Raw genomic sequence first — 12,838 nt, forward strand, 5'->3', positions numbered from 1 at the left:
CTGCGGGCGGCACTCCGGGACGCCGATCGCCTACGGCGGGAGAACCGGGACCTCGCCGCGCGGCAGCGCGAGCCGATCGCGATCGTCGGTATGGGCTGCAGGCTGCCCGGCGGCGTCGGCTCTCCGGACGAGCTGTGGGACCTCGTGCGGTCCGGCCGGGACGCGATCGGGCCCTTCCCCGCCGACCGGGGCTGGGACCTCGCAGGCCTGTACGACCCCGACCCGGACCATCCCGGCACGACCTACACGCGTGAAGGCGGGTTCCTCGACGACGCGGCCGGGTTCGACGCCGGGTTCTTCGGCGTGCCGCCACGCGAGGCCCTCGCCATGGACCCGCAGCAGCGACTCCTCCTGGAAGTCTCCTGGGAGGCACTGGAACACGCCGGGATCCCGCCCGCGGGCCTGGCCGGGAGCCCCACCGGGGTCTTCGCGGGCGTCATGTACCACGACTACGTCGACGACGTCGGCATCGTGCCGGACGGGCTCGAGGGCTACATCGGCAACGGCAAGGCGGGCAGCGTCGTCTCCGGCCGCGTCGCCTACGAGCTGGGGCTGGAGGGGCCCGCCGTGTCCGTCGACACGGCCTGCTCCTCCTCGCTGGTCGCGATCCACCTCGCCTGCGGGGCACTGCGTGCCGGCGAGTGCTCACTCGCGCTCGCGGGCGGCGTCACCGTCATGGCCACACCGCGCGTGTTCGTGTCCTTCAGCCGCCAGCGCGGCCTGGCGCCGGACGGCCGGTGCAAGTCGTTCGCGGACGGCGCGGACGGCGCGGGCTTCTCCGAAGGCGCCGGAGTCCTGGTCCTGCGGCGGCTTTCCGACGCCGTGGCCGCCGGGGACCGGGTGCTGGCCGTGATCCGCGGGTCCGCGGTGAACCAGGACGGCGCGTCCAACGGCTTCACCGCGCCGAACGGCCAGGCGCAGCGGCGGGTCATCGCCGAGGCCCTCGCCAACAGCGGACTGGCCGCGAGGGACGTCGACACCGTCGAGGCGCACGGAACCGGGACGGCGCTCGGCGACCCCGTCGAGGCGCAGGCGTTGCTGGCGGCCTACGGGCAGGACCGCGCCGAGCCGTTGTGGCTCGGGTCGGTGAAGTCCAACATCGGCCACACACAGGCGAGCGCGGGCGTCACCGGTGTCATCAAGACGGTGCTGGCCCTGCGGCACGGCGTCCTGTCCCCGACCCTGCACGTCGACGAGCCGTCGAGGCACGTCGACTGGACGCGCGGGTCCGTCCGGCTGCTCACCGAGGCGCGGCCGTGGCCGGGTGGCGACCGCCCGCGCCGGGCGGGTGTGTCGTCGTTCGGGGTGAGCGGCACCAACGCGCACCTGATCCTCGAACAGGCGCCCGGACCCGTCGCCGAGGACGGAGGACCGGACGCGGGACCCGGGTTGTGGGTGCTGTCCGGGCACTCCGACGCTGCCGTGCGGGCGCAGGCGGAGCGGCTGGGTGCCTGGCTCGCCACGCGTCCGGGACCGCGTGTCCAGGACGTGGGCCGGTCACTGGCACGCAACCGCACGCACTTCCCGCACCGCGCCGTCGTGCTCGGCCGCGACCGCGCCGAACTGCTGGCCGGCCTGGCCGACCCGGACACCGCGCAGCGGGGTGTCGCGGGGACCGACGCCCGGCCGGTGTTCGTGTTCCCCGGCCAGGGCTCGCAGTGGGTGGGCATGGCGGTGGACCTGATGGACGGCTCGCCCGCGTTCGCCGCGCGCATGCGGGAGTGCGAGGAGGCGCTGGCGCCGTTCGTCGACTGGTCGCTCTCGGCGGAACTGCGTGCCGGGACCGACCTCGACCGGGTCGACGTCGTGCAGCCGGTGCTCTGGGCGGTGATGGTCTCGCTCGCGGGACTGTGGCAGTCCTACGGTGTCACGCCCGCCGCGGTGATCGGCCACAGCCAGGGCGAGATCGCGGCGGCGTGTGTCGCGGGCGCACTGTCCATCTCGGACTCCGCGCGCGTGGTCGCGATCCGTGGGCAGGCCCTGCGGGAGCTGTCCGGGCTCGGCGGCATGGTCTCCGTCCCGTTGCCGGAGAACGAGGTCGCACACCGGATCGAGGCGTACGCAGGCGCAGTCGGCGTCGCCGCGGTCAACGGCCCGGAGTCCGTCGTGGTCTCGGGTGACGCCGACGCCCTGGCGGAGCTGCTGGCGGAACTGCGGACGTCGGGGGTCGACGCGCGGCGGGTCAACGTCGACTACGCCGCGCATTCCGTCCACGTCGAGAGGATCCGCGACACGCTCGCGACCGGTCTCACCGGCATCGACCCACGGCAGGCGCGCGTCCCGTTCTACTCGACCGTCACCGGCGAACGCGTCGACACGAGCGGGCTGGATGCCGGGTACTGGTACGACAACCTCCGCCGGACGGTGCGTTTCGACGCCGCCACCCGGTCGGTGCTCGCCGCCGGGCACCGCACACTGCTCGAGGTGAGCCCCCATCCGGTGCTCGCGCTGGGCATGCAGCAGACCATGGACAGCACCGACACCAGGGCCACGCTGCTCGCCACCCTGCGACGCGGCGACGGCGGCCCCGACCGGTTCCTGACGTGCCTGGCGCAGGCCCACATCGCGGGCGTCGACCTCGACTGGGCCGCGGTCTTCCCCTCGGACGCCCGCACCGTGGAGCTGCCGACCTACGCGTTCCAGCACGAGCGGTTCTGGCTGCCCCGGGCGCGGCACACCCCCGACACCTCGCAGTGGCGCTACCGCGAGGAGTGGCGGCCCCTGCCGTCGTCCGCGGCGGCGCTGTCCGGGCACTGGCTGGTGGTCACCCCCGCCGGCTCGGTCGACCCCTGGGTCGACGACCGCATCGCCGAACTGGCGGCCCGTGGCGCCGACATCACGCGCGTCGCCGCCACGGACCGGACGACGATCGCCGCGCGGGCGCGGGACGTCACCGGGGTGCTGTCCTTCCTCTGGCTGGACGAGCGGCCGCTCGCGAGCACGGTCGCCTCGCTCGCGCTGCTGGCGGCGCTCGGCGACGCCGACCTCGACGCTCCACTGTGGACCGTGACGCGTGGTGCGGTCGGCGCGGGCGCGCCACTGCACAGCCCCGCACAGGCCATGGCCTGGGGACTCGGCCGCGTCGCCGCACTCGAGCACCCGGACTGCTGGGGCGGCATGGTCGACCTCCCAGCGGTCGTCGACGAGCCGGTCGCGGCACGGTTCGCCGCGGTGCTGGCCGGCGCGGGCACCGAGGACCAGGTGGCGGTGCGTGACACCGGGGTGTACGGCCGCAGACTGGCGCGTGCGCCGGAGGCTCCGGCGACGTCGTGGCGGCCCGCGGGGACCGTGCTCGTGACCGGCGGCACGGGTGCCCTCGGCGGGCACGTCGCACGCTGGCTCGCCGACCACGGCGCGGAGCACCTGCTGTTGCTGAGCAGGCGGGGCCCCGCCGCCCCTGGGGCGGCGGAGCTGGCGGCCGACCTCGCCGAGCGTGGGGCACGGGTCGACGTCGTGGCGTGTGACGTGGCGGACCGGGCGGCGCTCGCGGAGGTCCTCGCCCGCCACCCGCCGGACGCCGTCGTGCACACCGCGGGCACCCTGGACGACGGTGTCCTGGCGGCACTCACACCGGAGCGCGTCGAGGCGGTGCTGCGGCCGAAGGTGGCCGGGGCGTGGCACCTGCACGAGCTGACGCGGGATCGGGACCTGTCCGCGTTCGTCCTGTTCTCGTCCATGGCGTCGGCCGTCGGCAGCGCCGGGCAGGGGGCCTACGCGGCGGCGAACGCCTACCTGGACGGCCTGGCCGAGTTCCGCCGCGGTCGTGGACTGCCGGCCGTGTCGGTCGCCTGGGGTGTGTGGGCGGGCGACGGGCTGGCCGTCGGCGCGTCGACGGCCCTGGCGCGGCGAGGTGTCGTGCCGATGAGACCGGAGGCCGCGGTGGCCGCGATGGCGACGGCCGCCGCGGGCACGGACCCGACCGTCGTCCTGGCGGACGTGCGGTGGGACCGCTTCGTCCCGGACTTCGTGTCCGCCCGGCCCGGTACGTTGCTGAGCGAGCTGGCCGAGACGACCGCGCCCAGGGCCGACACGGCGCGCCTCGCCGACCGGCTCGCGGCCTTGCCGGGCGCCGAGCGGCTCGACCTCGTGCTGGGACTGGTCCGCTCGACGGCCGCGGCGGTCCTCGGCTTCGCGGGCACCGAGGACATCGAGCCGTCGCAGGCGTTCCGGGAGACCGGGTTCGACTCGCTCACCGCCGTGCGACTGCGCAACCGGCTGGTCGCGCTGACCGACCTGCGCCTGCCCACCACGCTGGTCTTCGACCATCCCACGCCCGCCGCGCTGGCTCGGCATCTCCTGGCGGAACTGACCGGTGTGGCAGAACACGTCGCCCCGGTCGCGGCCGCCGTGGTGCCGACCGACGATCCCGTCGCCATCGTCGGTATGGGCTGCAGGTTCCCCGGTGGGGTGAACTCACCGGACGACCTGTGGGACCTCGTGGTGTCCGGCGGCGACGCGGTCGGCGAGTTCCCCGCCGACCGCGGCTGGGACCTGGAGAACCTCTTCCACACCGACCCGGACCACCCGGGGACCAGCTATGCCAGGGAAGGTGGCTTCCTCGCCGACGCGGCCGCGTTCGACCCGGAGTTCTTCCGGATCTCCCCGCGTGAGGCGTTGGCGATGGACCCGCAGCAGCGGCTGCTGCTGGAGGTGACCTGGGAGGCGCTGGAGCGCGCGGGCATCGACCCCCACTCCCTGGCAGGCGGCGCCACCGGCGTCTTCACCGGCGTGTCCCGGCAGGACTACGGGTCGGTCGCCGACGCGGAACCCGAGACGGAGGGCTACCTGCTGACCGGCAATGCGGCGAGCGTCGTGTCCGGCCGGGTGTCCTACGTCCTCGGCCTGGAAGGGCCTGCCGTGTCGGTGGACACGGCCTGCTCGTCCTCTCTCGTCGCCCTGCACCTCGCCGCGCAGGCACTGCGTAACGGTGAGTGTTCACTCGCGCTGGCAGGCGGCGTGACGGTGATGACCAACCCGGACGTGTTCGTCCTGTTCAGCCGTCAACGCGGCTTGGCGGTCGACGGCCGGTGCAAGGCGTTCTCGGCGGCCGCGGACGGCACCGGGTGGGGCGAGGGCGCCGGGGTCGTGGTGCTGGAGCGGCTTTCCGACGCCAGGCGCAACGGGCACCGGGTGCTGGCGGTGGTGCGTGGGTCGGCGGTGAACCAGGACGGTGCGTCGAACGGCCTGTCCGCGCCGAGTGGTTCGGCGCAGGAGCGGGTGATCCGTCAGGCACTCGCGAATGCCGGTTTGTCCACTCGGGATGTCGACGCGGTCGAGGGGCACGGTACCGGCACCGCGTTGGGTGATCCGATCGAGGCGCGGGCGTTGCAGGCGACGTACGGGCAGGATCGGGCGGAGCCGTTGTGGCTCGGGTCGGTGAAGTCGAACATCGGGCACACCCAGGCCGCGGCGGGTGTGGCTGGGGTGATCAAGTCGGTGTTGGCGTTGCGGCACGGCGTGTTGCCGCCGACGCTGCACGTCGACGAGCCGACGCCGCATGTGGACTGGGATGCGGGCGCGGTGCGGTTGTTGACCGGGCGGTCGTGGTCGGTGGCGGGGAGGCCGCGGCGGATCGGGGTGTCGTCGTTCGGGGTCAGCGGGACCAACGCGCACGCGGTGCTCGAAGCCGGGCCCGCCGAGGAACCGGCCGCGTCGGCGGGTGACGGCCCGTCGGTGTGGGTGCTGTCCGGACGGACGCCTCGGGCGGTCCGGGACCAGGCACACCGCCTGTCCGAGTTCGTCGCGGCCCGACCGGAGCTGACCGCACGCGACGTGGCGTACACGCTCGCGGTGACTCGCGGCCACTTCCCGCACCGCACGGCCGTGGTGGGCGGCGGCCGCGAAGAGCTGCTCGCCGCGTTGCGTGCCTGCGGCGACGTGACGGTCGGGTCCGGTGGCGCGGTGGCTTTCCTGTTCTCCGGGCAGGGCAGCCAGCGGCCCGGGATGGGCCGGGAGCTGTACACGGCCTTCCCGGTGTTCGCCGCCGCCTTCGACGAGGTGTGTGCCGCGTTCGACGGTGTGCTCGGCGAGTCGCTGAAGGACGTGGTGTTCGGTGACGGCGAACTGCTCGACCGGACGCTGTTCACGCAGGCCGGGCTGTTCGCGTTCGAGGTCGCGCTGTACCGGCAGGTGACGGCGTGGGGGCTGCGACCGGACTACCTGGCCGGCCACTCGGTCGGCGAGCTGACCGCGGCGCACGTGGCCGGTGTGTTCACCCTGGCGGACGCGTGTGCCCTGGTCGCCGCGCGTGGCAGGGCGATGGGCGAGCTTCCCGCCGACGGCGCGATGGTGGCGGTCCAGGCGAGCGAGGCCGAGGTGCTCCCGATGGTGGCGGACCGCGTGAGTCTCGCGGCGGTCAACGGCCCCGACTCGGTCGTGGTGTCCGGCGACGCCGACGCGGTCGAGGAGATCGCCGCGTGGTGGCGGGACAAAGGGCGCAGGACGAAGCGGTTGCGGGTCGGTGCCGCGTTCCACTCCCCGCACCTCGACGGCCTCCTCGACGACTTCCGGTCGACCGTGGCGGGGGTCCGGCGCACCCCGCCCGCGATTCCCGTGCTGTCCAACGTGACCGGCGACCTCGCCACCGCCGACCAGCTGTGCTCCGTCGACTACTGGGTCGAGCACGCGCGCGCCACCGTGCGGTTCGCGGACGACGTGACGCGGCTCCTGGCCGAGGGGGTCACGACGTTCGTCGAGCTGGGCCCGGACGGTGTGCTCACCGCGATGGCCACGGCGTGTGCGGGTGGCGTGGACATCCTCGGTGTGCCGACGTCACGTGCCACGGCACCGGAACCGACCACGCTCCTGTCCGCGCTCGCCCGCGCGCACACCGCCGGCGTGCCGGTGGACTGGGCGGCCGTCCTCGCCGGTGGCCGCCAGGTGGACCTGCCCACGTACGCGTTCCAGCACGAGTGCTACTGGCGCACGCCCGGCACCGAGCACCCGCTGGTCACCAGCGTGGTGGAGCTGGCAGGTGACCAGGGGGCGGTGCTGTCCGGTCGTCTCTCGCCGAGGACCCACCCGTGGCTGGCCGACCACGCGGTCATGGGCGCGGTTCTGTTCCCCGCGACGGGGTTCGTCGAGCTGGCCTGGCAGGCGGGCAGGCGGTTCGGGTGCACACGGGTCGAGGAGCTGACCGTCGAGGCGCCCCTGGTGCTCCCGGGCGACGGCACCGTCGAGATCCAGGTGCGGATCGGCCCCGCCACCGGCCACCGGCGTCCGGTGACCGTGCATTCCCGGCGTGACAACGGTTCCTGGACCCAACACGGCTCCGGCGCGGTGGGTGAGCACGACGCCGGGGTGCACGTCGAATGGACGGCGTGGCCGCCATCGGGCGCTGAGCCACTCGACACGACCGGCTTCTACGCGTCGTTGGCAGAACAGGGCTTCGACTACGGCCCGGTGTTCCAGGGGCTGCGTGCGGCCTGGCGCCTGGGACCCGACGTGTTCGCCGAGGTGGCCCTGCCGGATGAGCGTGCGGCGGACTTCGGCCTGCACCCGGCACTGCTCGACGCCGCGCTGCAGGCGGGGACCCTGCGGGGCGACCGGGGCGAGTACCTGCCGTTCGCCTGGAACGGGGTCACGCTGGACGCGGTGGGTGCCACCGCGCTGCGAGTGCGGATCTCGCCCAGGGGGCCCGGCGCGATCGCCGTGGTGATGACCGACACCGCGAACCGCCGGGTCGCGGCCGTGGAGTCCTTGCTGTTCCGGCCGATCTCGCCGGAACTCACGCGCACGACCGGCCCTGTGCGGGACAGCTTGTTCGGTGTCGACTGGGTCCCGATCGCGGATCCCACCGGGGTGGACGCCACTGGCTGGACGGTGGTCGGCTCGGAGGGCTACGCGACCGTCGCCGAGCTGACCAGAGCTCTGGCCGAGGGGACCGAAGTCGCCGGGACGGTCGTCGTCCCGGCCGACCGGCTGGACCGCGACCACGCCGTCGGCGAGGCGTTGGACCTGCTGCGTTCCTGGCTTGCCGCGCCTCGGACAGCCGACGCGCGGCTGGTCCTCGTCACCCGCAACGCCATCACCGCGGAGGGCGAGTCGCCGGACCTGGCGTTGGCGCCGGTGTGGGGGCTGGTGCGGTCGGCCCAGTCGGAACACCCGGGCCGGTTCGTCCTCGTGGATGTCGACGACCCGACCGCGTCGGTGGCCGCGGCGGCGGCGACCGGCGAGGCCCAGGTGGCGGTGCGGGCCGGTCGGCTGCTGGTGCCCCGCCTGACACCCGCGACCCCCGGCGACGGGAGGCTGGCACTGCACCCGTCCGGAACCGTGCTCGTCACCGGTGGGCTCGGGGTGCTGGGTGCGGCGGTGGCACGGCATCTGGTGTCCGCGTACGGCGTGCGGAACCTGGTGTTGGCCGGTCGTCGTGGCCTGGGTGCCCCGGGTGCCGCCGAGTTGGCCGCCGAGCTGACCGAACGTGGGGTGAGCGTCGAGGTTGTGGCGTGTGACGTGCGGGACCGGGCGGCCGTCGCGGGCGTGGTGGCGGCCGTTCCGGAGAGCCGACCCCTGGTGGCCGTCGTGCATGCGGCGGGCGTGGTCGACGACGGGCTCGTCGAGTCGCTCACCAGGCAGCGGTTGGCCGACGTGCTGGGTCCGAAAGTGCTTGGTGCGTGGCATCTTCACGAGTTGACCAGGGATCTTTCGCTGTCGGCCTTCGTGTTGTTCTCGTCGGTGGCGGGGACGACGGGTGCGCCGGGACAGGCGAGCTACGCCGCCGCCAATGCCTGGCTCGACGCGCTCGCGCTGCACCGGCGTGCCGTCGGACTGCCCGCGCTGTCGCTCGCGTGGGGGCCGTGGGACCGGGAGAGCGGCCTGACCGCGAGCCTCCGGGACACCGACCGGGCACGCTTCCGGCGCGCGGGCCTCACCGGGCTGCGGACCGACCGCGCGCTGGCGCTCTTCGACGCGGCGTTCGCGGCCGGGCGCGCGGTCGTCCACCCGGTGGAGCTGAACCGGTCCGGCTGGGACGAGGTCCCGCCGATCCTGCGTGGCGTCGTGCGGACCCGGCCGCGCCAGGCCTCGGCGGACGACGGCGCGGCGTCGCTCCGTGAGCGGTTGGCGGCGATGCCGGCCGCCGAGCAGGAACGGCACCTGACCGGCGTGGTGCGCGAGCAGGTCGCCCGCGTCCTCGGGCACGTGACCGTCGACAGGGTCGACGTGCGGCAGGGCCTGCTCGAGTCGGGCTTCGACTCACTGACCGCGCTCGAGCTGCGCAACCAGCTGATCAGGCTCACCGGCGCGCGGCTGCCCGCGACGCTGGTGTTCGACCACCCCACGGTGACGGCACTCGCCCGGTTCCTGCGGGCAGAGCTGACCGGTGCGCCCGCCGCCCCGGTCCCGACGCCGGTGTCGGCACGGGACGTCGACGAGCCGATCGCGATCGTGGGCATGGGATGCCGCTACCCCGGCGGTGTCGCGTCGCCGGAGGACCTGTGGCAGCTCGTCGTCTCCGGCGGCGACGCGATCGGGCCGTTCCCGGCGGACCGCGGTTGGGACCTCGACGGCCTCTACGACCCCGACCCGGACCGGACCGGGAAGACCTACGTCCGGCTCGGCGGTTTCCTCGCGGACGCCGCGGGTTTCGACGCGGAGTTCTTCGGGATCTCGCCCCGTGAGGCGTTGGCGATGGACCCGCAGCAGCGGCAGCTCCTGGAGGTGTGCTGGGAGACGCTGGAACATGCCGGCGTGGACCCCACGTCGTTGCGCGGCAGCGGCACCGGGGTGTTCGCCGGGGTGATGTACCACGACTACCTCGACGCGGTCGGCGTGGTGCCGGCGGAGCTGGAGGGCTATGTCGGCAACGGTAACGCGGGCAGTGTGGTGTCGGGTCGGGTGGCGTATGCGTTGGGTCTGGTGGGGCCGGCGGTGTCGGTGGATACGGCGTGTTCGTCGTCGTTGGTGGCTGTTCATCTTGCCGCGCAGTCGTTGCGGAGTGGTGAGTGTTCGTTGGCGTTGGCCGGTGGGGTGACGGTGATGGCGACGCCGGGGCCGTTCGTGGGGTTCAGTCGGCAACGTGGCCTGGCCGTGGACGGCCGCTGCAAGTCGTTCAGCGCCGCGGCGGACGGCACCGCCTGGTCCGAGGGCGTCGGCGTGTTGGCTTTGGAGCGGTTGTCGGATGCGCGGCGCGGTGGCCGTCGGGTGCTGGCGGTGCTGCGTGGGTCGGCGGTGAACCAGGACGGGGCGTCGAGCACGTTGTCGGCTCCGAATGGTCCGTCGCAGCAGCGGGTGATCCGACAGGCGTTGGCGACTGCCGGCCTGGACCCGTCCGATGTGGACGCCGTGGAGGCGCACGGCACCGGCACGTCGTTGGGTGATCCGGTCGAGGCGCAGGCTTTGTCGGCGGTGTATGGCCGGAACCGGTCGGCATCGTTGTGGTTGGGGTCGGTGAAGTCGAACATCGGGCACACCCAGGCCGCCGCCGGTGTCGCGGGAGTGATCAAGATGGTGATGGCGTTGCGACACGAGCTTCTGCCGCCGACGCTGCACATGGACGAGCCGACACCGCACGTGGACTGGGCATCGGGCGCGGTGGAGTTGCTGGCGTCGCCGGTGCCGTGGCCTGCGTCCGGTCGACCCCGTCGGTTCGGTGTGTCGTCGTTCGGGGTGAGCGGCACCAACGCGCACGTCGTGATCGAGCAGGGACCCGCCGTGGACGAGCCGGTGCCTGCGGCCGGGCCGACTGTCTGGGTCGTGTCCGGACGGTCGGAGCAGGCGTTGCGGGCACAGGCCCAGCGGCTGATGTCCTTCGTGGACGGTGGCGCCGATGTGCACGCGGTCGCGGCCACGTTGGCGACGGGCCGGACACACTTCCCGCACCGGGCCGCCGTGGTGGCCGACGACCGGGACGACGTGGTGGCCGGGCTTGCCGAGGTGGCGAGCGGGTCACCTGGTGTCCTGCGGGGCGTCGCGGGCGCTGACCGCCCGGTGTTCGTGTTCCCGGGTCAGGGTTCGCAGTGGGTGGGTATGGCGGTGGAGTTGTTGGACGTCTACCCGGTGTTTGCCGCGTGGATGGATGAGTGTGCGCGGGCTTTGGCGCCTCATGTGGATTGGTCGTTGTTGGGGGTGGTGTGTGGTGGGGGAGTGTTGGACCGGGTCGAGGTGGTGCAGCCGGTGTTGTGGGCGGTGATGGTGTCGTTGGCGGGGTTGTGGCGGTCGTTTGGTGTGGAGCCCGCGGCGGTGGTGGGGCACAGTCAGGGTGAGGTCGCCGCGGCGGTCGTGGCGGGTGGTCTGTCTCTTGAGGACGGTGCGCGTGTTGTGGCGTTGAGGAGTCGTGCGGTGGTGGGGTTGTCGGGGGCGATGGTGTCGGTTCCGTTGTCCGAGCGCGAGGTTGGGGAGTGGCTCACCGGGGATCTGGCGGTGGCGGCGGTGAACGGGCCCAGGTCGGTTGTGGTGTCGGGTGCTGCCGATGCGGTGGCGGAGCTGCTGGTTCGGCTGCGGTCGGCGGGTGTCGACGCCCGGCGGATCGCCGTGGACTACGCGGCGCATTCGTCGCAGGTCGACCAGATCCGTGACGAGCTGTTGGCGTCGTTGGCGGAGATCAGGCCGCGTCCGGCTGATGTTCCCTTTGTCTCCACGGTGACCGGTGGGGTGGTGGACACTTCCGCGCTGGATGCCCGGTACTGGTTCGAGAATCTGCGTGAGCCGGTGCGGTTCGCGGAGGCGGTGCGGGTGTTGTTGGCCGACGGGCATCGGACGTTGTTGGAGGTGAGTCCGCATCCGGTGCTGAGTCTGGGGATGCAGCAGACCCTCGATGAAGCAGGCGTCTCGGGGACGCTGTTGGCTACACTGCGTCGAGACGACGGCGGCCAGCGCCGAATGCTGAACGCCCTGGCACAGGCCCATGTCGCCGGCGTCGAACTCGACTGGAACGCCGTCTTCCGCGATGAGATGGCCCGCGTAGAGCTGCCCACCTACGCCTTCCAGCACGAGCGATACTGGCTCACCCGTCGGACATCGGCCGAGGCATGGCACCCTTTCCTCGACACGGCGGTCGACCTCGCCGACGAGAACGTGACCGTGCTGACCGGCCGCCTGTCGTCGGCGACACACCCGTGGCTCGCCGACCACACCGTGCGGGGGGTGCCCGTGCTTCCCGGCACGGCATTCGTCGAGCTGGCGTGCCAGGCAGCCAACCACGTCGGCTGCGACCGGCTCGACGAGCTGACCCTCGAAGCACCCCTCGCGCTCGACGGCACCGTCGAACTCCAGGTCCGGATCGGTCCCGACCGCGACGGCGGCCGGGAGCTGAGCGTCCACGCGCGCCACGTCGACGACGACCGGTGGGTGCGTCACGCCACCGGCACCCTGACCGGCGGTGCCGCCACGACCTTCGAAGATCACCCCCAGTGGCCGCCCGGGGGCGCCGAACCCGTCTCGGTGGAGGAGCTGTACGACTCGCTGGCCGACGGCGGACTCGACTACGGACCCGCGTTCCAGGGTGTCCAGGCGTGCTGGCGGCACGGCGACGACCTCTATGCCGAGATCGAGCGGCCGGACGTCCCGACGGGACAGTTCGCCGTGCACCCCGCGCACCTCGACGCGGCCCTCCACGCGGTGGTCCTTCACCGGCCGAAGCAGGATGCCCCGCTGCCGTTCGTGTGGAGTGGGGTGACGTTCGGCGTGAGGGGCGCGTCGACACTGCGTGCGCGGATCTCCCCGGCCGACACAGGTGGCGTCGCGCTGCTCGTCACCGACGAGGCGAACAGGCTCGTGCTGTCGGCGGACTCGCTCGTGTTCCGTACCGCCACTGCGGACCAGCTCGCCGGTCGACGCGGGAACCAGCTGTCGCGCGTGGACTGGGTCCCCGTCGAGGAAGGCACGCCCGGCCCGCTCACGT

1 protein-coding gene (cut by a window edge) is annotated in these 12,838 nt (G+C 73.3%); it reads left to right on the top strand.

Annotated features, from left to right (window positions below):
* On the top strand, positions 1-12,838 hold the 5' portion of the coding sequence (locus CLV71_RS49360) for an SDR family NAD(P)-dependent oxidoreductase (protein WP_424923898.1). It continues 1,718 nt past the right edge of the window; only the first 12,838 of its 14,556 coding nucleotides appear in the window; its start codon is at positions 1-3; its stop codon lies off the right edge, out of view.

Source organism: Actinophytocola oryzae, assembly GCF_004364325.1.
Classification (GTDB): Bacteria; Actinomycetota; Actinomycetes; order Mycobacteriales; family Pseudonocardiaceae; genus Actinophytocola; species Actinophytocola oryzae.